Below are 20,848 nucleotides of genomic sequence, written 5' to 3' on the forward strand. Positions count from 1 at the left end.
ATTCGTAAATCTTAAATTGAGATTAGCCAGAGCGGTTGTAAGCCCACATCCTGCAAAAGATGTAAATGTATACTACCCACTTGCACCTTGCAGGCTAGCTTAACAGTAGAAATTTTTTAATTCTTTCACTTAAGACACGCCCAAATCAGGGCGCTATCGGTAACGGGCAAATCTAAACTTGAAGTCGTTATGACTTTGGCTATATTGCAATCGTACTACAAATTTAGACGCCCGTAAAGGGTAAAAGGTTCATTTTTTTTTAGAGGCAACAGCCCTACGGGTATGAGTTAAGGGAATCGGCACCAAAGTCGCGATCGCGCTTGGTTTGATGAGGGGGCGAGGCGAGGTAAAAACCCAGGCCATAAAACCTTCTACATACAATAATGCCTTGGTTATCCCTCAACGCGCAGTCCTCCAAAGGAGGGATAACCGAAATAATTTTGGTCTAACCCGGTTGGGTTGTCCGTATGGGTTGGGGAGTGGGGGAGTTCTGAGCTGTAGAGACGCGATGCAGCGCGTCTGAGTGTTTAAATTAATAACTCATAACCCTATACCCCATGCCCCGTAACCATTAGAAGCCTATATCAATTTTTGCAGCGGCTTCGGCGGCGAATACCTCGTCATCTGGCTTTTCTGCCCAGCAAGTATCGCCAATTTCGTTGTAGAACGTTTGATCGTAGGGACGGGTACGCACTACAACAGGCATGGGGACGGCATGACCGAGAATCAGAGCTTGCTGCTTAGAGTCTAGTTTAGACAAAACCGAGCGTAAATTGCCAGCCCCAGAAACTCCGGTGAAGATGGCGTCAATGTCTTTTTCATCGTTGAGCAAGGCGGTGATGCGAGTACCAATCTGGGACATGACCTCATTATCAATTCCCGAGGGGCGCTGATCCACCACTAAAAGGGTAACGAAGTATTTACGCATTTCGCGGGCAATTGTGCCAAAAATGGTACTTCGCACAACGGCGGGGTCAAGGAAGCGGTGGGCTTCCTCAATAGTAATCATCAGAGGCAGGGGGCGATCGCTCGGATTTTTCGAGTGCAAAAACTCTTCTGCTTTTTGCACATAGGCTTTGTGAATGCGCCTTGTAATCATGTTCGTCACCAACATATACGAAAGCATATCCGAGTGAGAACCAAACTCAATTACAACGTGCTTACCAGCTTCCAAAGCTTGCAAAATTTGATTGATGTAATTCTTAGGAGAAGCCGTCCGCATATATTTAAGATTATCCAGGCGCATCAGCTTGCGCTGTAATGCCATAATCGAACCCTTGTGACCCCGTTTCTCCTCGCAGAACGCAGTAATTTCTTCATTTGTCATGTTCAGCAATTGCACAATCCAGGATGTGCCAAATTCGCTGTGCAAAATGTTGGCATTATCCTCGCTAGCGTCCGAAAGATCTAACTCGTTTCGCACCAACTTAATGTCTTCAACTTCGATTTGGTCGTAGCTGAGATATAATTCCTGAGCATCGCGCACCCCGCGCCGTTTTGTGGATAGAGGATCGAGGGTGTAAATTTCCACCTGTCCTGGAAACAATTGGCGCAACCCTTTAACAGTGCTGAACTCTTTGCCTTCGCGCACTGCTTCCCATCCATATTCCGAGTGCATATCAAAAATCAGGTTAACCGCTGCTTTCCTGCGGATAACCCCAGATAGCAGCAACCTAGTGAGGAAAGATTTTCCGGTTCCTGATTTGCCAAATACACCGTTGCTACGTTCTACAAATCGGTCTAAATCTATGCATATCGGCACCTCCATATCTAGCGGTTGACCGATAGAGAAGTTGCGTCTATGGGGGTCATCTTCCCAACCAAATACAGCACGGAAATCTTGCTCAGATGCATCATAAACCTGAGAAAAGTGGCTGGGAATTGTCTTAACTGGCATTAACTCCATATCAGCGCTAGTTTGCAACTCAAACGAACCTAGACTGACACCACCAGACTTAGGATTTTTAGCACCAACTAAGTAACCTCCGGATGATTTTGCAGGTTCTCTTATAAGCATTAACATTGGACTGAGTTCAAGCGTTCCATAAGTGCTACTTCCAGCTAGAACCGCTTGCAAAAAATCATCTTCTGGTAGAGGAGGGTTAGCCATAATCCGCATACTGGCAGTACCCAGTGTTACGTCTGTGAGCATGCAGAAAAAATCTGAGCGGAAGCCTTTAACAACTAGAAATTTTCCCACACGCATTTCTTCTACTGAGACATCCGGATGGAGTCTCACTTCTAATCCCTTAGTGAGGGAGCCTTGAATTACCGAGCCTAATGGTTGTTCTAAACTCATGTCAAATTACGCTTAGTAGTTTAAGTGGTTAGGAAAATACTCCTACACTCTACTTTTATACTGATAGGAGGATCGCGGCAAGGATGTATTTCCTTTTTATTTTCCTTTTCCCAGTTTCCCAACTTCTGAAATAGAAGATTGCTACCCTTTATTAAAAGGGTGGTAGCGATTAAGGCGTTATATTAGGCGTTGTAACTAGCGATCGCCTCTCAACCTACTACCCTAGCTCTTGTTTCAAAACTGGGGAGCTTTAAGTTAATATTTATATTAACATCAATTTTTATCAGAAACTATTTTGGATAATTTAAAATGTTCTATCTTTTATGTAACAGTACATCTAAAGATATTTTTGTAACTCAGCATAACCCAGTCTCCAAATGCAGTAATAGAACTTGCCGACATCTATTCGACAGAACGCCTTTAGTTAAAGAACAAGTAATAGATTACTCAGAAAATACTGAAATTTGCATATTTGGAGAACGAGACTTAAAAAGCCTAAACTACTTTTTGCACCAAGGTTATCTTGCTAATAAGGGAAAAGTTCTGGATATTGGAAGTGTAAATGGACATATAGCAAGCGCCGTTAGGGAGCAGGCGGTTGAGGTGATTTGCCTAGAATAAATTATTTCTGGTAAAAAGTTTTAAAAAAGCTATAGCGGGTTAGTTATCACAGTTTAAACGCTATACCTAAAGGTAAAAAATTAAGTTACTTTTGATAAGTACTTGCCTTGAATATCTATTATCTCCAACGCAGGTACTTATAGATACACGCTCGGTTAATTGAGGATGGAATTATATGCGTGCCTACTCCGTGCGTAATTTTTAAAAATTCCTGCCCGATCTGTAATAAAGAGAAAGTTCAGCAGTATTTTTATAGAAACCAGCCCTGCATTTTTTTCGCGATCTTCCCTATAAGAATGCTTCCGATTAGCATATTTTAAAAATAAAAGCGCCTGTATCTAAATTGGATGATTCCTGGCCAATCTAAAATTGGAGATTTAATTAACACGCAGTATTATATTGACTGGGGAGTTTATTTAAGATAGTTCGTTTTTAACACGCACTCAGCAGTCATTTGGCACTAATAAATCGAGCGAATTAGAGATGAAGTAATTGTGTTGGGACAGTTTCTAAAACACAAAAAAAATTTGTATATATACCTGCACGCATGCCTTTGACATGCGTGCGAGTTGGGAGATCGATAGAAGCGCGACTAATCTATCTCAATCGAGGTGGGGGTGGTGGAGGTAGTAGTAGTTGTTGTTGTCAGCGGTTTGCGGTATTGGGCATAGAGGCGATCGCGCCAGATGAAAAAGCTTTCATACAGGGGATTGTCGGCCAAACCAGGGACGCCTTTACCGCGCAGCGCGATTGGAAGATCCAGATAAGGGCCATCTGGGAATTTTATCAGCATGCTCAACCCAGCTACAGCAAAATCAGCTAAAGTCGGTGTATCGCCGACGAGGTAAGGGCTATCCTGCAAAATCAGGGTGAGGGCTTCTAAGTCTTGTCTGAGGGCGTCCGTTGCGTCTAGGACGGCATCGGGACTGGCACCAACTCCAAACCCAACAAGGTTTAGTAATTCGCTGGGTACAGCAGCGATCAGGTTTTTGACTATATCGGGTGTAGAAGTTGGCAATACGGCTGTGCGGAAGTTTTGGTCTTTGGTGAGTCCGCCAAATAAAGCTTTGCGACTTTTCATACCAATTGACTCATCTGCCCATTCTTCCATTAGTAAGACCAATCCACGTTTTTTGGGGTCAGTTGGGATAAGCGGACGGTCGGGATACTGTCGGTCGAGGTACATGGCGATCGCAGTAGAATCTGCAATCACCGTATTTCCATCCTTCAGCACTGGTACTTGCCGTTTCCCAGACATCTGAAAAAGTTCGAGTTGCCCTACTCCTGGCGTAACTTCAATTTTGCGGTAGGCAAGACCTTTGTAATCTAGCAGCAGCCGCACTTTTTCCGAGTATTGGGATAGTTCAAATTGGTACAATTCCAGCATTTTATCTCCTGCGGGCAAGTTACAACGTGCTAACTGTTTCAAAGTGTAACGTTCTTGGCTAACAGACTGCACGATGGCCCAACTTCGCAGCAATTTGTGTCTGTAGTTCATTGCGCGGCTGGGGCGATCGCGCCCTGATGCCTAAATTTACCTTACCTCATCAATTACTATGAGTTTTATTTTAAAAATAATTATCTTTAACCTCATTCCTACTGGTAGGGGATATATAGATAAACTAAAAAACCCCCAAATCTAATTTGGGGGTTTTTACTATTTAGTAAATGAAGCGAACTCTTTGATATTACGCACTAGCTCTGGTCAACAGGCCCCACAGGAACAGCAGAACCATTGCACCCAGGACAGCAAATGCAATGCTAGGTAAACTTAATGCTCCTACTGAAGCTGCCGCCGCACCACCGGAACCAAATAATACTTGACCCAAATAACCGCCGACCAATGCACCCAAAATACCTAAACCGATTGTTGCAAAAATCCCGCCGCCTTGGTGGCCTGGATAGATAGCTTTAGCAAGTGCGCCAGCAATCAAACCTAAAACGATCCAAGCAATGATACCCATAAATTTGTCTCCTTTTTTTGATTTGTTATCTTCGGCTTTTCTTATGTTTTTATAATATCAATTTCCCTCAACGTTCCACCTCTGTCATAGGTTATAACCACAGGATATAGAAATTTTTAGTAATAAAGGGATGTTTATTTATTTATAAATACTTTTATTTACTTATTAACTAAACCTTTGGGTAGACTCCGATGATTCTGCGTTTATGCTTTATAAGTTGTGCCAGTAATTATGCCAATTTCTTGTGCCAAGGCTAGAGCGAATGCGCTAACGCCAGCCACGAGGTATTTAATATATTGCTGGGTATCTTCCTTTTCTTCTCTCATTGAGCCTTAAATATACGAATCAAAATTTATAGTAGTTAATTGCTAATCTATAAATATCTAACCCGCAATCTTTAGAGGTTTTTATTCATAAATTGAGTAAATAATTCAATTAAACAAAGAAACCCCCACATCTGTCGTGGGGGTTTCTTACTACGTTGTCAATAAAGCGAATTATTTATTATTAAGCACTTGCTCTGGTTAACAGACCCCAGAGGAACAGAAGAACCATTGCACCTAAAACAGCGAACGCGATACTAGGTAGGGTCAATGCACCTGCTGAAGCTCCGGCACTCGTCCCCAGTACCATCTGACCCAAATAGCCACCAACCAATGCACCTAAAATACCTAAACCAATTGTTGCAAAAATTCCGCCGCCTTGATGTCCTGGGTAAACAGCTTTGGCAAGTGCTCCAGCAATCAAGCCTAAAACAATCCAAGCAATAATGCCCATAACTTTCTGTCCTTTTTCGTTTGATATATTCGTTGTTTGCTATGTTTTTAGAATATCAACTCAACTTTAATAACCACCTCTGTCAGAGGGAATAATCAAAAGGCATAGAAATTCAAACTAAGAGCTTGATGTTTTTTCTTCCTATAAAATTCTAATTTACAAAACTTTATTAAAGCTTATCTTTCACTTCAAGTTGCCTAGCAATGGAACAAGCAAAGGTAGCGGGTGATGGCTAAGATGGCTTCTCTAATGGCGAAGGGGGACAGCAGCCCCTCTGCTTCTAACCCCTCTTTGGATGTAGCTGTCTCTTGGTTGGTTTTTCCTTTTCAGGGGAGAACTCAGAGGGGGAAAATATTAAGAAATGTGTATATAGTTAAAGAAGCTTAACAAATTGCTCGCACAGGATGAAGAGATAGATATGAAAGACACGAATCGTACCGGAGTAATTAAACAGCTAGCTAGTCTTGTGGGAGTAGTAGGCGCTGGCGTAATGATGAGCATGCCAGTTGCGGCGGAGACTACAAAGTGCAATTCCAGCGCTTCGAGCCAAGTTTCTTATGCTGCTGCAACTGGGACGACTTTAGATGTAGTTGTAGACGGCGACAAAGGAGCGAAAAAGCCGCAAGCTAAGAAAAATATAGCGGAAATCGCTTCGACGAATAATAACTTCAAAATGATGACAGCAGTGCTGAAAGCAGCCGGACTGACGCAAACTCTGGCAGGAAAAGGGCCATTTACAGTATTTGCGCCAACGGATGCAGCTTTTGCTAAATTGCCAAAAGGCACTGTAGAAAATTTGCTCAAGCCAGAGAATAGGGACAAACTCATTCAGATTTTGACCTACCATGTGGTTCTTGGGAAGGTGACATCTGGCCAGATTAAGCCCGGAGACGTGAAGACTGTAGAAGGTAGCCCGGTGAAGCTCAATGTGGCAAACCGTAAAGTGATGGTGAATGACGCGACTGTAATTATGCCGGATGTGCAAGCTAGCAACGGGGTGATTCACGCGATCGATACCGTAATCATGCCTGCTGATTAGGTAAATTAGCCCGCCGACGCGGGGTATACAAACTAAGCCCGCGTCGGCGGGCTTTTTTATTGGCGATCGCCCTTTATTGATATCGGTTTTGGCACAGAATTTAATCTGGGACTAAAACGAAATCCTTAAGCTAGTTAAGCGGTGTGAGATGAAGCTGAGTTTCTGCGCGATCGTGAAAAATGAGGAGGCGATGCTGCCGCAATGCCTCAGTAGTGTAAAAGATGTGGTGGATGAAATGGTGGTGCTGGATACCGGATCGAGCGATCGCACTTGCCAAATCGCTGAAGAATTCGGCGCAAAAGTTCATCACTTTGAATGGTGCAATGATTTCTCCGCCGCACGTAACGAATCGCTCAAATATGTCGGGGGCGATTGGGTTTTAGTATTAGACGCCGATGAGGTGCTAACTCCTGAAATTGTCCCCCAAATCAAACACGCAATTAAGCAGCGTCAGTACCTTGCAATCAATTTAGTGCGTCACGAAGTCGGCGCATCTCAATCTCCGTATTCCCTGGTGTCGCGCCTGTTTCGCAATCACCCAGACATTCGTTTTAATCGTCCTTATCATGCAATGATCGATGACAGCGTACAAGCGCTGTTAAAGCGAAAACCCCATTGGCGAGTGGGTTTTCTGTCGGATGTGGCGATTCTGCATTATGGCTATCAGCCGGGAGCGATCGCATCTAGGGATAAACTCAACAAAGCCAAAACCACAATGGAAGGCTTTCTCGCAACTCATCCCCACGATCCTTATGTTTGCAGCAAGTTAGGCGCACTCTATATGGAAAATGGTGAAATAGATAAGGGAATAGAATTACTAGAACGGGGTTTAAAGTCAAAAAAAGTAGATACTTCTGTTTTATACGAGTTGCAATACCATCTTGGCAATGCCTACACTCGCCTGGGAAATGTGCAAGCGGCGGCTGATAGCTATCAAGCTGCTATCGAACAACCAATTTTACCCAAGTTAAAATTATCTGCTTATAACAATTTTGGCAATTTGTTAATGGCTGCTGGGGATTTAGCTAACGCTAGAAAAGCCTACGAAATTACGTTGGAAATTGATGCCACTTTTGCCACTGGCTACTACAATTTGGGAATGGCGTTAAAGGGAATGGGGCTTTTGGAGGAAGCGATCGCATCTTACCAACAAGCTATCAACCTCAATCCAGAATATGCCTATGCTTACCAAAATCTCGGAGTTGCCTTGCTGAAAGTTGGTAATGTATTAGAAAGTTTGGAAGCATTTAAGAAAGCGATCGCGCTTCACCAACCGTACAACCCAGACGAAGCCGAACGGCTGCGCCAAGGGTTGCAAGAGATGGGTTTTCAGGTTTGATATTAGTTAGTTGTCATTAGTTCTTAGTTTTTAGACAATTACTAATGACCGCTAACTCATAACTTAAGCAAGCATATCTACTTGGCCATTATCCAGATTGTAACTGCCACCTACAATTTTTAGTTTGCCGTCACGGATCAGTTGAGACAAAATTGATGAGGTTTCCTTCAATATTTCTACTTGATATTGAACGTTGGCTACAACTGCATTCTCATTTATATCTCCCGATTTGTTTCTTATCCTGTCAACGGCTGGTTTGATATCTTCAACAAAAGTACCAATCCGACCAGGGAGAGGATCGCCTTTTACCGCCGCCGCTACTGCACCGCATTTTCTGTGACCCAAAACCACAATTAGTTGAGAACCCAATACTGCTGTAGCGAATTCAAGACTACCTATAGCTGTAGGACTGACAACATTTCCTGCCATTCTTACGACAAATAAATCGCCAAGTCCTTGGTCAAATACAATTTCTGAAGGTACTCTTGAATCAGCACAGCCTAGTATGGCTGCAAACGGATATTGAGCTTTGGCAAGTGTTTGCAAACGTGCCAGCGTTCTTTCGGGATATATAGGCTTTTGTTGTGAAAAGCGTTTATTTCCATCCACCAACCTTTTCAAAGCTTCATCAGGACTAACTGGTGCAGGGGCTTGTTGCTTTTCCTCAGCAGCATCAGCAGCTTGTGGATCGAGTGCTTGCTGTGCCGTCCAAATTGTAGCACCAGCTGCGCTAGCAGCAACACTAGCTCCTCCCACGCCTAGCATCTTCAACAGATCGCGGCGTCCAACAAACCCGTTAAGGCGACTCATTACTTACCTCACTTCCAAGCTATTTTTTAGCTTTAATTTACAGGGATGTATATATTGAAATATATTTGGTACCATTAATTACGATAAATATTTTATTTAACCTAGAATAAAAAATAATAATAGTGAGTCGCGATCGCGGCTCACTTAACTTGTTGCAATCGAGATGCACGGACTAAACGTGTCGCTGCGTTTGATAAACGATTACTGCTCGGTCAATGCCTTTAAAACGATACTCTCCCATCTGGTGGAAACTGTGGGGCGAGAGTGCATCCGGCTGGCTGGGCGATCGCAGCAACTTATAAGTTGCTTCACTCACCACACATTCACCGGGGGGACAGATTCCTTCCATACGGGACGCTAAATTAATCGTCGCTCCTAAGACTGTATAATCGACCCTCTGAGAACTGCCTACATCTCCAACCACAGCCTTACCGCTGTTGATGGCAATCCGCAGTTGTATGGGTTCGTGTGCGAACTTAGTAGCATTGAGACGTTCCAGACGTTCGAGCATTCCCCAAGCAGCAGCGACAGCACGTTCGGCATGATCTGGCTGAGGTTCGGGAGCGCCAAAAAATGCCATAATGCAATCCCCAATAAATTTATCCAGCGTCCCCCGCGCGGCAAAAATTTCTTGTAGCATTTCCTCAAAGAAATCATTGAGCAAATGGGCAATCTGTGTCGGACTCAAGCGTTCTGACATAGCAGTAAATCCGACAATATCAGCAAATAAAATGCTGATATCACCCTCTGCCGGAGTTAGGCGACCGCCTTCTAACGCCCCTACAGCCATAATTTGCTGCACAACCGCCGGAGAGTGATAGCGTTCTAGTCTCTGCCTAATATTTGCTTCGTTTTTAAGTTTTTGTGTCAGCAGCCAACGTTGCACGGCGGACGCCACTAGATTTGCTACAGCCGAGAAAAAGCTGAGGTCTTCATCTCCTCCCTGATGCCAATGGCTAAAGGAGATATTGGCATCGGCATAAAGAACGCCAAAAACATTAGTTTCATACCATAGAGGAACAGCCAGGGCGCTGCGAATACCTTTGGCTAAAATGCTCTCTTCACCTTCAAAGCGTCGATCCATCTGGGCATCAGCGGTTTTAATGGCTACCTTATCCTCGAAGACCTTTTGACAGATGGTTCGACTAATCCAAGTTCCGGCTTCGGCTAGATTAGGTTGTTCCGATACATCTCTGGCGGCAGCATTAACCAATTCAAGTTCGCCGGAACCATTGACATCGATTAACAACGCCAAGCGATCCATACTTTTGAGATCGCGGAATAGGATTTCCTGCACTTGAGAGAAAATCGCTTCTATAGATTCAGCAGAATTGAGAACCTTGCCTATGTCCACAAGGTCTTTCAGGCGGGCGATCGCTTTGTGGGGGTTCCCGATACTATCACCCTGTTCGTCAGCCTGTATCCATTGCTGCTGCAAGTCTTTGGCATTGCGAAGGATGGTCATTCCTTCCGGTAGGTTATCTACGCCTGTATTACTGGGTTGAATGCGATCGCTCAAAAGCACGTTTATGTAAATCGGCCCCATTTGAACAATGTCGCCATGATTTACTGTTTGCGCCTCTGTAAGCGGGCGTTGATTCAATAGCGTACCGTTGGTACTACCCATATCCTCTATCAACCACACCCCTGAACCATTGTTCACAAAACGGGCGTGATACCGGGAAATCTCTGAGTAAGGCAAGTGCAAATTGCATTCTGGCAAACGACCAATGGTAAATTCTTCTTGATCCACCACGATCGTTGTTTCGGTATTTCCCTCAATTTGCAGGCGCAGCTTCAGTTCAGCCATTACTTCCAAACCTCCGTTAACCTATGTGTGGGGGAAACATAGCCCCACACCCCCGCTGGCGAACAAGGTGTGCTACAACTCTTGGGAAAAGAATTATCGAACCTAACATTCACAAGGTTATGGCGTTCTCCGGGCTAGTACTGCAACCATCTTAACCTTGACATTAATCCTGGCGGCGATCGCTAGCCTAAAACACCCTTGCAATATAACGCCCAGCCTTTATAAGAATGTAAGCGATCGCGAGCGGTTCCCCACACAGCTAACTTATTCATTAAGTTGGTGGTAACTCTAAGGGAATTGCACCTAACAAACCCGTGCGAAAATCGTTCAACAACTGCCGCGCCGTGCGTTCCACATCTCCTTTATGACGATGAGCAGCCAAAGCTTGCAAATAGTCTTCACCAGTATGCGGCGTGGCGTCTAATCCGTAACGAGACTCTAAAGACTTTACCAACCACAAATCTGCATCTGGCGCGTTTAAATGTTTGAGCAAATCCACCAAAGTACCAGCGACTCGCTGATTGTCGTAAGATGCTTCACCGATATCGTCACAAATGGCTAATTTTAGGGCAGCGTCCTGATTGTCTAGCCTCCAAGGGATTATGCCTGGTGCGTCTAGTAGTTCTATTTCGTCAGATATTCTGATCCAGCGTAACTGTCGCGTTACGCCAGCACGACGGGCACTTTCTACTACTCTCTTACCCAATAAACGATTAATTAGTGCTGATTTGCCCACATTGGGAAAGCCGATTACAACAGCGCGGACGGGACGGGGAAGCATGCCGCGATCGCAACGACGTTTATTCACCTCCCCCCCTGCTGCTTGCGCCGCTTTTGTCACAGCTACCACACCTTTGCCATGCTGGGCATCGGTGAAGTATGGCATCTCTCCTCGTTCTTTAAACCACTCCGTCCATATTTGCCTTACATGGGGAGGAATCATATCTACGCGGTTGAGTACCAACACTCTCGCTTTGCTACTCACCCACTCTCGTACTTGGGGATGGTTCGTTGCCAGAGGAATCCTGGCATCCCGTACTTCTAACACGACATCTACTCGCTTTAGCTGTTCTTTGAGTTCCTTCTCAGCTTTAGCGATATGACCTGGATACCATTGAATCGGAGGAGTAGTCATAGGATTTTAGATCTTAGATTTTAGATTTTAGATTTTAGATTTTATATGCAATCTAAAATTTAGAATCATCCCAGCGGAGAAACTCCGCCGGGGCAAAATCCAAAATTGACTAAGGTACAACCAAAACAGGACAGGGGGACAGGTTGATTACTCGGCTGGTAACGCTGTCAGCAAGCCCTTCGTCAGTTAAACCCATTCCTCGCGTGCCCATAATAATTAAATCGGCGTCAATTTCATCGGCAACATCGCAGATGGCAAAGGCAGGTTTGCCCGTCTCCTCGCGGGTTTCAGCCTGGATGCCTTGCTGAGAAAAAATTGTCTGGGCAGTTGCAAGCAATTGGGCGATCGCTTCGTGCGACTTCATTGCATCTTCACTGGATGACGCTTCCTCCTCAGCCGCTGGTTCTAGAACCGATAGCAGCACCAAGCGACTGCCATACTTTTGCACGATATTAACAACTACATCAGCTGCTTCACGAGATTCTCGACTTTGATCGACAGGAAACAAAACGGTTTTGAACATTGCACGCACCTCCGGGGCACTCACTCCGGTAAAATGTGGACGGCGCACAGCTAGATACAAGTTACCCTAACGAGTAGATTTAGTTTATCTAGCTTTTGAGAGAAAAAGGTTAAAGAACCTGTGACACGCCCTAGAGCGTGGCGATTAGAAAACAGACGCAATTAGGAGGTATTTGCTGTGTCAAAGAAAACTGTAGCAAATTTATCGGCATCCGATCTATCCGGTAAACGGGTTCTGGTGCGGGCAGACTTCAACGTGCCCTTAGATGAGTCTGGCAATATTACAGACGATACTCGCATTCGGGCAGCTCTGCCAACAATTCAGGATCTTACCTCTAAAGGAGCTAAGGTCATCCTTTGCAGCCACTTCGGGCGTCCCAAAGGCGTGGATGATAAACTGCGTCTGACGCCAGTCGCCAACCGCCTGTCTGAATTGCTGGGTTCGCAAGTTGTCAAGTGCGACGACTGCATTGGCGATGAAGTTGTCGCCAAGGTGGGGGCTATGCAAAATGGTCAGGTGGCGTTGCTGGAAAATGTCCGCTTCTACGCTGAAGAGGAGAAAAACGATCCGGACTTTGCCAAAAAGCTGGCTTCAGTTGCAGATTTGTACGTTAACGACGCTTTTGGGACTGCTCACCGCGCCCATGCTTCGACAGAAGGCGTGACTCACCATCTCAGCCCTTCTGTGGCTGGATATTTGATTGAGAAAGAGCTGAAATATCTGCAAAGCGCGATTGAAGAACCCAAGCGCCCTCTAGCTGCTATTATCGGTGGCTCGAAGGTTTCTAGTAAGATTGGCGTGATTGAAACGCTGCTTGAGAAGTGCGATAAGCTGCTGCTGGGCGGTGGGATGATTTTTACTTTCTACAAGGCTCGCGGGCTGAGTGTGGGTAAATCTTTGGTGGAAGAGGATAAGCTAGAACTGGCGAAGTCTTTGGAAGCTAAAGCTAAAGAGCGCGGCGTTGCTTTACTTTTGCCGACCGATGTGGTAGTTGCTGATAAGTTTGCGGCTGATGCAAATTCTCAAACTGTCAGCGTGGAAAGCATTCCCGATGGCTGGATGGGTTTGGATATTGGCCCGGACTCGGTTAAAGTTTTCCAAGAGGCGCTTGCAGATTGCCAGACGGTGATTTGGAATGGCCCCATGGGCGTGTTCGAGTTTGATAAGTTTGCTGCTGGTACGGAAGCGATCGCGCACACTCTCGCAGAAATCAGCAAAAAGGGCGCTACCACCATTATTGGGGGGGGAGACTCTGTAGCAGCAGTCGAAAAAGTGGGACTTGCCGATCAAATGAGCCACATTTCTACTGGCGGTGGCGCTAGTTTGGAGTTGCTAGAAGGCAAGGAACTCCCCGGAATTGCGGCTTTGAACGACGCTTAATCAGTACGTTGCTAAAGGTGGGCGGTGTCCACCATACGAATTATACAAACCGGGTTTCTTGATATTGGCAAGGAACCCGGTTTATTGTTTCTTCCCTCTTGCTGATGTTAGAAAGGAGGAGTGTCTCCTCACTTACACGTTCAGGAAGGTTGGGTTGTGCTGGAATCTGGACAAGTATTGTGCGTTCGCGAAGGGTCTCCCGAGGAGCATCGCTATCAGCTGCAACAACAATTAGGGCATAATTCTGGGCGTCAAACTTGGCTAGCTCTCGATTTGGCAACAGAACCCCCCGAATCTGTAATCGTCAAGTTATTGGCGTTTAACCCGCAAATGCAGTGGGATGATTTCAAGCTTTTTGAGCGCGAAGCTCAAGTTTTAAAAAATCTTAACCATCCCCGAATTCCCCGCTATCGCGATTATTTTTCCCTGGATAAGCAGAAGGGTGCGGGATTGTGTTGGTTTGGACTGGTACAAGATTATATTCCTGGTGCTTCCCTTCAACAGTTATTGAAGGAAGGTAGGCGATTTACAGAAGCACAAGTGAGAGCGATCGCGCTGTCTGTTCTAAATATTTTAATTTATCTTCACGAACTTAGTCCCCCCCTGCTTCACCGCGACATCAAGCCAAGCAATCTAATTTTAGGTAGCGACAAAGAAATTTATTTAGTTGATTTCGGCGCAGTTCAGAACCAAGCAGCCAAAGAAGGGGTTACTTTTACTGTCGTGGGAACCAGTGGTTATGCACCTTTAGAACAATTTTGGGGAAGAGCGGTTCCAGCATCAGATTTATATGCATTAGGAGCAACTTTAATTCATTTATTAACGGGTACTTCACCAGGAAATTTACCTTGTAAGGATTTGCGTATTCAGTTTAGGGATAAAGTGAGTTTGAATTCCAATTTAATTAGCTGGATTGAAGCGTTAACCGAGCCAGATTTAGACAGAAGATTTAGTAGTGCGAGGGAAGCGATAGAAGCACTGAAAACAGGGAGAGCGATCGCGTCTGTTCCCCTATACCAAATTTCTCAGCCTGCTAAAACTCGCGTCCAGCTATCAAAGTCTCCAGAGCGTTTAAAAATAAAGATACCTGGAGGGGGCGCGATCGCGCTGTTCAAGTTCATTATCTCGTCCATTTCCTCCTTTGGTAAATTTATTATTCTCGCCAGCTCCTGGATAAATTTATTAGCATTAAGTTTGTTAATAATTATGCTGTTATTTATCCTATTTTTAGTTATTACTCACTATTATTACATATTTCCAATAGTGCTAGTGATACTAGGTATCATTGGTTTGTTATGGACAGGGGTAGTCAGAGAGTTAAATAAAGTGCCTTTATTGCAGTTTCCGCGCTTAACTTCCTTGAGCGAATATTCTCTCAATTTGGATAGAGACAAGTTCACAATTGAACGGAGGCTGTTTGGTTTTTGCTACCTGCGTCATTTTGGAAAAACCCCACATATCCAGGAAGTTAAACAGATTTTTTTTAAAGAGCTAAGTTTTCAAACATTGATGCTGGAATATAATTTTGGTCAGCAATTGACTGAAACAGAACGTAAGTGGTTGGCTGAAGAAATCCGAAACTGGCTTACTTAAACAGCAGCTAATAAGTAGTAAATGATAGTGGCAATTACTACATCAATGCCCGCACGAACTACAAAGTTAGTTGTGTTATTTTGGAAAATATCAACTGGAGAAATAAATAAGATATGCTGCAAACAGAACAAATCTTACAAGGACGCTATCAATTAAAACAACAGCTAGGGCAAAATGCGGGGCGTCAAACTTGGCTAGCAGAAGATTTACAAGCACAACCCCCAGAACAGGTAGTTGTGAAGCTGTTAGCTTTTAATCCCCAAATGCAGTGGGAAGAACTCAAGCTATTTGAACGCGAAGCCCAAATTCTGGAAAATATCAACCATTCCCGAATTCCCAAGTATCGAGATTATTTTTCAGTCGAACAACTGGAAGATTCAGAATTGCCTTGGTTTGGCTTAGTGCAGGAATATATCCCCGGTTCATCCTTGCAGCAATTGCTAGATGAAGGCAAGAAATTCACAGAACAGCAGGCAAGTTATCTAGCAGCAGACATCCTAGAAATTCTGATTTATTTGCACGAATCTATTCCCCCAGTGCTGCACCGGGATATCAAGCCAAGTAACATAATTTTAGGTAAAGATAAACATTTCTATCTAGTAGATTTTGGTGCAGTTCAAGACAAAGCTGCATCAGAAGGCGCCACTTTCACCGTAGTTGGAACTAACGGCTACGCGCCGCCAGAACAATTTTGGGGGAAAGCAGTTCCAGCTTCAGATTTGTATGCACTGGGAGCTACTTTAATTCACTTGCTGACTGGCACAACCCCCGCAGATTTGCCGCAGCAAAATATGCGAATTCAATTTGCCGATAAAGTTAGCGTTAATCCTAATTTCTTAAGTTGGATTGAAAAACTCACTTTGCCTGCACCAGAAAGAAGATTTAGCACGGCGCGTGAGGCACTTGCAGCTTGGCAAAGTGCGAACAAGCCTCTAGAAATAGCCCCTGTGCCTGCTGAGAATTCAGTAAATTATGGTCGTCTAGCTTTATTCGCTGTGCTACCACTGCTTGTTGTTGGTGGTGTAGGTGCTGCATTCTTTTTAGCAATCACAAGCGAAAACATATGTTGGAAGTATGAACCGGGCGTAGCAAGCTTACTTTCTAGAAAAAAGTGCTTTTTCTAATTCGCTTTCAGCATTAGGAGTTGGCATAAATAATCAGACAAAAAGCTTCACTTATTCAACTCACACAACTGGTAAGGTTGCCTTTAATTACGGTATATCTCGGAAAGATAATCTCAAGAGCTACGTCGGGGCTGTTTTTCTAGTAAAAGTGCCTAGTGAGATAGATCGAAATGCTGCCAATAAGGAAATGACGCCAATAGCAATTATGTGTGAAGCTGATTCGCGTGGTACAACTAGACCCGCAGATCCAATTTATAACAACGGTGAGCCAGCCTGTGGCTCTGGGACAAAAATGATGAAATAAATGTCCTCTTTTTGGTGGTGGTGAGGTGGAATGGGACGAGCTTAAACTTTTTGAGCGGTAAGCGCAGGTTCTAAAACAATTGAATCATCCCCGGATTCCACAGTATAGGGATGATTTTAGTATTGACTTGTGTGGTTCGGTTTAGATTTTGACAGCATCAGCAACTAGGGGAACAGTAGTATTAACCAAAGACAACAGGGGGCCAGTTTGCTCCTGTCCGTTAGTAGCTAAATCGCTGTGGCAAAGATAAACTCGCTCTCCCACTCTCCCCAGCAAATCTCGCAAAATCCTCTCCAATCGTTCCTTATCGGCGATCGCAATATCTTCCTCAGTCCAAGGACGACCCGACCACTCCTTAAGAAACAAGTTAGCACCGAAGAGAGTAGCTGCACCGCCTTTTGACCAAAGCGGCGAACCTGCATCCAGCCAAAATTGCCAGCGATGGAAGCGACGAGAAGCGCGGTATTGAAAGATTGTTGCCAGGGTGACAGCGCGGCTTGAAGGGCCAATTGGTCTTACGGGGTAAGGGTTGGCGGTGACAGTACCGCGACGCAGTAACTGAATAAACCTGCCAATGGTAGTGTGGGCTGGGTTATCCTCGCTTCCTGATTCTGGCTGAGAACGATTGCTCTGTCTTAGTCTGCCATCAATTTCCCAGTAGTGTTGGGCGGTTTCCATCAATTCGCGCAAAGCTGCTATTTGATCGTAGGGAAGATTGCTGCCATTCCATAAAAACTTCTGAATCGCCCGGTCTAGTAAAGCAACGCAAGAGGGAATGAGACGCTGTTCTTGCTGCTGACGCTGCACTTCCAACCACTGCAAAATATCCTCGTAGGCAGCGGTTGCACGATGCCCTAGTCTATCCCAACGAGGAAAGGCTGTTGGCGGTAGCAAGCGGGGCATTTCTGGATCTGGTGCATAGCAGTAATCTGCTAGCAAACCCGCCCGCACTGGGTCGATGGCGGGTGATTGGGAGTCGGGAATCGCGGCTTCAGAGTTGGAACTTAACATTTCCCAGTCGCCCGCCGCCAGTCGCCAGTCCCGCTGACTGCTGAGGACGACTAGCATTTCTGCGATCGCATCTCTGTCTGCAAGTCTCCCCAATCCTGGATAAACTAGAGCCACTAAGGTCAGCAGCGCTCGAATTGTTGGCGAACTAATTAAAGGGCGCTGGTCGTTTAGCGACTCGACTGGTATTCCCTTGTCGGCCAAGATGTCTACTAGGGTATAACGAGCGATCGCATCCAAACCCGGTGCAATTATGGCAATTTCTTGAGGTTGCACCTGTCCTGATTGCACCGCCTCGATAATTACTTCAGCAGTTTGCCTCAAGAGTTGAGCGCGGGAAGTGCTTTGCACCAACTGTACTCTATCGTCGGGCAATGGCTCCAGAAACATCGGTTCGTTTACCATCTGCACCACCTGTTCCCCCAGCGTATCTCCCAGAGAACTCAGCGGTCTAGCAGTCAGCCTTTCTACCTGACACCGCCACTCCAGACCTGCCATATAATTTGGGTCAGCGTTCAAACCCAAGCGCACTGCGCCGTCGATATTGTAGGTAAACGCCCCAACTGCTCCCCCATCGAGAAAGAAGTCAAATAAATCTCTCGCTATTGCTGGGTAATCATCTACATCATCAGCTAAGACAGCAAAGTAGCGACTCCTCAAATGCTGCTGATATTTTGCATCTGGTAGCAGGTGACGCCAATACAGTTCGCAAATAATCCCGTAAGTCAGCAATCCCCTTTCCAGACACCATTGCCGCCATTGACCCAGAACAAGCCCGACTAATTCCCAGTCTAGCTGCGTCTCGCTCTCCTCTGCTTCGTGGTTTTGACCCTCTTGTAGAATACTGGCAACATCCTCAAGCGGCGTCCCGCTAAGTGCTGCTAGCTGCAACAAATCCAAAAGGCGGCGAACTAAACGATAGTCGCTCATTCCAGTCTGTTGCAGGCTTCCTTGTTCTAGCTGCGGACTCCAAAACCTAGTCGCCAACTCCTGTTCGGTTTCCGGACGCAGCCGCAGTGGAAACTGTGCCCTTAGATTCAATTTTTGAATCAAGAGGGGCCAAAATAGCAGCACTTCGTCTTGAAAAAAACCCAAAGGCGTTTTAGAAATAACAGGATATCGCCCCTCGCTCGCAATAGCTAGCCTGTCCGCCAAATCGCGTCGGTTATCATCGTTGGCGGCAAAGACTAATATCTCTTGTGCTTGCCTGGAACGTTGCTCTATGTTTTTGGCTTGGGGAAATATTGCCCCATTTTCTGCTTGCCTTTGACGTTTTCTCCCTTGCAGCAAATGGCAAAATCGATCCACGAGGCGAGTTGTCTTGCCACTGCGAGTTGGCCCAGCAATCCAAATCGAATCAAAAAGCACGGATCATCCTATTGTGAATTTGTTAATATACCACTTACAAACCTGAGTGTTAAGATTTGTCAAACTCTCTCTTGCCCGAAGTGCGATCGCTATACTTTCTTTTCTTCCATATCGCTCGTCGCTGAACGATCAATTTACTGTCTGGTTTAATTATAAATTATCTACCCCAAGGAAGATGCGTTATACTGAGTCCACCTTTTAAGAAAATACATCTGGCATATGTAGCGAGTTCATGCGATCGCCAAGCCGAGATGTACTATCGTCGGCTCCTCCGTTACCCCTTGTGTTTTAGCATTAGTCTCTTAAAATATCGGGTCTGTTCGTACCATGAAAAACACTTTTTTTACACAAATAGAATCCTACCTGCGGCAGGCAAATCAGTGGTATTTAGAAACTCCAGAGCGATCGCTAGATCAAGCTTATAAAGCCGCTTTAAAAATTAAATCGATTGAAGATGAACATTTCGGCGGTAAAAAAATATCTGCTGCCCATAGCGAATACGGCGAGAGCGTAATTTCATATTTTAAATCAGACCTGGATAAATACTTAAAGACTGCAAAACTTAGAGTTGCCGAATTTAAGCTCAGTCGTTCTATTCTCAACATTGCCGACCAGAATATTAATAGAAGAGAAGTAGATAGAATAGCAAACACTAACCCTAACTATTCATTACAAATCAGAGAAGATCCCTCAGTTACTATAGAGAAATTAAATTTTATTGATACAATTTTACAAAAATACAGCATTAACGAAGCTACCAAGATATCCTCAGCCTTAGTTGCCATACCGAACCAAACACCTGTTGTAATTGAGCGCGAGCGAATAGAGCAAAACGGCGCGATCGCCAGCTCAACTTCATCTATAAAAAGTATAGCGGGTGATGAGGATAAAGTTTTTGAGAAAACGGGTGTCTTGCCCAGATCGATCTTGGGAACGATTAATCGAATCCAGCAAGAATTAGATCCAAAATCAGAAGAACAAATTCTTCAAAACTATCGCAAGTCTAAATTAAAAACAGTAGTTTCTATTAGGTTTATATTACTTTTAATTCTTGTACCTCTGTTGTTTCAGCAGGTATCAAAAGCCTTCTTAGTAGGGCCAATTGTTGATAAATATAGAAATGATGAAAAAACGGAAATTTTCCTAAATGTTAACTTGGAAGAAGAAGCCCTCGTAGAACTGGAACGGTTTGAAAAACAATTACAATTTAGAAGCTTGATTGGGTTGATGCCCGAACTCGGTAAAGAGGAAAAAGAAGAGCAAATCAAGGAAAAAGCCGAAGAACTAAAAGAGGAATATCGTCAAAGAAGTGCCGATGCCATTAAAAATGTTTTTGCTGACATAGCGGCAGTAGCTGCATTTTGTGGAATTATATTGACCCGCAAAAGAGACATCGAAGTTTTGAAATCTTTTATGGATGATGTTGTCTATGGGCTGAGTGACAGCGCTAAGGCTTTTATCATCATTTTGTTTACCGATGTGTTTGTGGGATTCCACTCGCCGCACGGATGGGAAGTAATTCTCGAAGGTATATCGAAGCACTTAGGATTGCCGGAAAATAGAGAATTTATCTTTTTGTTTATCGCCACGTTTCCAGTAATTTTGGACACGATGTTTAAATATTGGATTTTCCGGTACTTGAACAGAATTTCGCCTTCAGCGGTGGCAACTTATAGAAATATGAATGAATAATATCAAGTTGGGATAATTGGGAATTGAACAGGGCGCATTTCCATCCCACATTCCCAATTCCC

The 20,848-nt window shown here is 44.6% G+C and carries 17 protein-coding genes; 7 read left to right on the top strand and 10 right to left on the bottom strand.

Features of this window, described 5'->3' with window-relative positions:
* Nucleotides 1-571: 571 nt before the first annotated feature.
* The 5 genes from H6F77_RS13140 to H6F77_RS13155 form a co-directional block, all read right to left on the bottom strand.
* Nucleotides 572-2,299 (bottom strand): helicase HerA domain-containing protein, encoded by a 1,728-nt coding sequence (locus H6F77_RS13140; RefSeq protein WP_190489174.1) that lies wholly within the window; start codon nt 2,297-2,299, stop codon nt 572-574.
* A 1,213-nt stretch (nt 2,300-3,512) separates the two neighbouring features.
* Entirely contained in the window at nt 3,513-4,418 is a 906-nt protein-coding gene (locus H6F77_RS13145; protein WP_375335938.1) for a glutathione S-transferase family protein, read from the bottom strand.
* 190 nt (nt 4,419-4,608) lie between these two features.
* Nucleotides 4,609-4,884, bottom strand: coding sequence for a GlsB/YeaQ/YmgE family stress response membrane protein (locus H6F77_RS13150; protein WP_190489175.1), 276 nt, complete (start codon nt 4,882-4,884; stop codon nt 4,609-4,611).
* 203 nt (nt 4,885-5,087) lie between these two features.
* Nucleotides 5,088-5,210 carry a hypothetical protein gene (locus H6F77_RS28395; RefSeq protein ID WP_255515742.1) on the bottom strand — a complete coding sequence of 41 codons (123 nt, stop codon included), beginning with the start codon at nt 5,208-5,210 and terminating at the stop codon, nt 5,088-5,090.
* 181 nt (nt 5,211-5,391) lie between these two features.
* Nucleotides 5,392-5,661: a GlsB/YeaQ/YmgE family stress response membrane protein gene (locus H6F77_RS13155; protein ID WP_190489176.1), complete on the bottom strand. Its 270-nt coding sequence runs from the start codon at nt 5,659-5,661 to the stop codon at nt 5,392-5,394.
* A gap of 418 nt (nt 5,662-6,079) precedes the next feature.
* On the opposite strand from H6F77_RS13155, the gene H6F77_RS13160 reads away from it, so the two are divergent.
* A complete protein-coding gene (locus H6F77_RS13160; protein WP_190489177.1) occupies nt 6,080-6,700 on the top strand; it encodes a fasciclin domain-containing protein in 621 nt (206 codons plus the stop codon).
* A 148-nt stretch (nt 6,701-6,848) separates the two neighbouring features.
* Nucleotides 6,849-8,039, top strand: coding sequence for a tetratricopeptide repeat protein (locus H6F77_RS13165; protein ID WP_190489178.1), 1,191 nt, complete (start codon nt 6,849-6,851; stop codon nt 8,037-8,039).
* 63 nt (nt 8,040-8,102) lie between these two features.
* On the opposite strand, the gene H6F77_RS13170 is transcribed toward H6F77_RS13165, so the two are convergent.
* The 4 genes from H6F77_RS13170 to H6F77_RS13185 all read right to left on the bottom strand — a co-directional run bounded on the left by H6F77_RS13170 (nt 8,103) and on the right by H6F77_RS13185 (nt 12,317).
* The gene (locus H6F77_RS13170; protein WP_190489179.1) at nt 8,103-8,849 is read right to left on the bottom strand and encodes a carbonic anhydrase; all 747 of its coding nucleotides are present in this window, start codon (nt 8,847-8,849) and stop codon (nt 8,103-8,105) included.
* Between the two features lie 172 nt (nt 8,850-9,021).
* Nucleotides 9,022-10,659 carry an adenylate/guanylate cyclase domain-containing protein gene (locus H6F77_RS13175; protein WP_190489180.1) on the bottom strand — a complete coding sequence of 546 codons (1,638 nt, stop codon included), beginning with the start codon at nt 10,657-10,659 and terminating at the stop codon, nt 9,022-9,024.
* A 271-nt stretch (nt 10,660-10,930) separates the two neighbouring features.
* Nucleotides 10,931-11,794 (bottom strand): ribosome biogenesis GTPase YlqF, encoded by an 864-nt coding sequence (ylqF, locus tag H6F77_RS13180; protein WP_190489181.1) that lies wholly within the window; start codon nt 11,792-11,794, stop codon nt 10,931-10,933.
* Nucleotides 11,795-11,903: 109 nt separating this feature from the next.
* The gene (locus H6F77_RS13185; RefSeq protein ID WP_190489182.1) at nt 11,904-12,317 is read right to left on the bottom strand and encodes a universal stress protein; all 414 of its coding nucleotides are present in this window, start codon (nt 12,315-12,317) and stop codon (nt 11,904-11,906) included.
* Nucleotides 12,318-12,494: 177 nt separating this feature from the next.
* On the opposite strand from H6F77_RS13185, the gene H6F77_RS13190 reads away from it, so the two are divergent.
* The 4 genes from H6F77_RS13190 to H6F77_RS13205 all read left to right on the top strand — a co-directional run bounded on the left by H6F77_RS13190 (nt 12,495) and on the right by H6F77_RS13205 (nt 16,718).
* Entirely contained in the window at nt 12,495-13,697 is a 1,203-nt protein-coding gene (locus H6F77_RS13190; RefSeq protein WP_190489183.1) for a phosphoglycerate kinase, read from the top strand.
* A gap of 120 nt (nt 13,698-13,817) precedes the next feature.
* Nucleotides 13,818-15,290 (top strand): serine/threonine protein kinase, encoded by a 1,473-nt coding sequence (locus H6F77_RS13195; RefSeq protein WP_309228842.1) that lies wholly within the window; start codon nt 13,818-13,820, stop codon nt 15,288-15,290.
* A 113-nt stretch (nt 15,291-15,403) separates the two neighbouring features.
* Nucleotides 15,404-16,414, top strand: coding sequence for a serine/threonine protein kinase (locus H6F77_RS13200; RefSeq protein WP_190489184.1), 1,011 nt, complete (start codon nt 15,404-15,406; stop codon nt 16,412-16,414).
* Between the two features lie 25 nt (nt 16,415-16,439).
* The gene (locus H6F77_RS13205; RefSeq protein ID WP_309228843.1) at nt 16,440-16,718 is read left to right on the top strand and encodes a type IV pilin-like G/H family protein; all 279 of its coding nucleotides are present in this window, start codon (nt 16,440-16,442) and stop codon (nt 16,716-16,718) included.
* 141 nt (nt 16,719-16,859) lie between these two features.
* On the opposite strand, the gene H6F77_RS13210 is transcribed toward H6F77_RS13205, so the two are convergent.
* Nucleotides 16,860-19,094: a recombinase family protein gene (locus H6F77_RS13210; protein ID WP_190489185.1), complete on the bottom strand. Its 2,235-nt coding sequence runs from the start codon at nt 19,092-19,094 to the stop codon at nt 16,860-16,862.
* Between the two features lie 327 nt (nt 19,095-19,421).
* Here H6F77_RS13210 and H6F77_RS13215 point away from each other — a divergent pair, with 327 nt between their 5' ends.
* Nucleotides 19,422-20,786 carry a proton extrusion protein PcxA gene (locus H6F77_RS13215; RefSeq protein ID WP_190489186.1) on the top strand — a complete coding sequence of 455 codons (1,365 nt, stop codon included), beginning with the start codon at nt 19,422-19,424 and terminating at the stop codon, nt 20,784-20,786.
* Nucleotides 20,787-20,848 lie beyond the last annotated feature (62 nt).

The sequence above is a fragment of the Microcoleus sp. FACHB-831 genome (assembly GCF_014695585.1).
Lineage (GTDB): Bacteria > Cyanobacteriota > Cyanobacteriia > Cyanobacteriales > FACHB-T130 > FACHB-831.

What these genes read in the sequence shown, in the direction of transcription:
- H6F77_RS13175 (WP_190489180.1), bottom strand. Translation starts at nt 10,659, where the DNA reads ATGGCTGAACTGAAGCTGCGCCTGCAAATTGAGGGAAATACCGAAACA.
- ylqF (WP_190489181.1), bottom strand. Translation starts at nt 11,794, where the DNA reads ATGACTACTCCTCCGATTCAATGGTATCCAGGTCATATCGCTAAAGCT.
- H6F77_RS13160 (WP_190489177.1), top strand. Translation starts at nt 6,080, where the DNA reads ATGAAAGACACGAATCGTACCGGAGTAATTAAACAGCTAGCTAGTCTT.
- H6F77_RS13165 (WP_190489178.1), top strand. Translation starts at nt 6,849, where the DNA reads ATGAAGCTGAGTTTCTGCGCGATCGTGAAAAATGAGGAGGCGATGCTG.
- H6F77_RS13150 (WP_190489175.1), bottom strand. Translation starts at nt 4,884, where the DNA reads ATGGGTATCATTGCTTGGATCGTTTTAGGTTTGATTGCTGGCGCACTT.
- H6F77_RS13140 (WP_190489174.1), bottom strand. Translation starts at nt 2,299, where the DNA reads ATGAGTTTAGAACAACCATTAGGCTCGGTAATTCAAGGCTCCCTCACT.
- H6F77_RS13170 (WP_190489179.1), bottom strand. Translation starts at nt 8,849, where the DNA reads ATGAGTCGCCTTAACGGGTTTGTTGGACGCCGCGATCTGTTGAAGATG.
- H6F77_RS13155 (WP_190489176.1), bottom strand. Translation starts at nt 5,661, where the DNA reads ATGGGCATTATTGCTTGGATTGTTTTAGGCTTGATTGCTGGAGCACTT.
- H6F77_RS13145 (WP_375335938.1), bottom strand. Translation starts at nt 4,418, where the DNA reads ATGAACTACAGACACAAATTGCTGCGAAGTTGGGCCATCGTGCAGTCT.
- H6F77_RS13185 (WP_190489182.1), bottom strand. Translation starts at nt 12,317, where the DNA reads ATGTTCAAAACCGTTTTGTTTCCTGTCGATCAAAGTCGAGAATCTCGT.
- H6F77_RS13200 (WP_190489184.1), top strand. Translation starts at nt 15,404, where the DNA reads ATGCTGCAAACAGAACAAATCTTACAAGGACGCTATCAATTAAAACAA.
- H6F77_RS28395 (WP_255515742.1), bottom strand. Translation starts at nt 5,210, where the DNA reads ATGAGAGAAGAAAAGGAAGATACCCAGCAATATATTAAATACCTCGTG.
- H6F77_RS13215 (WP_190489186.1), top strand. Translation starts at nt 19,422, where the DNA reads ATGAAAAACACTTTTTTTACACAAATAGAATCCTACCTGCGGCAGGCA.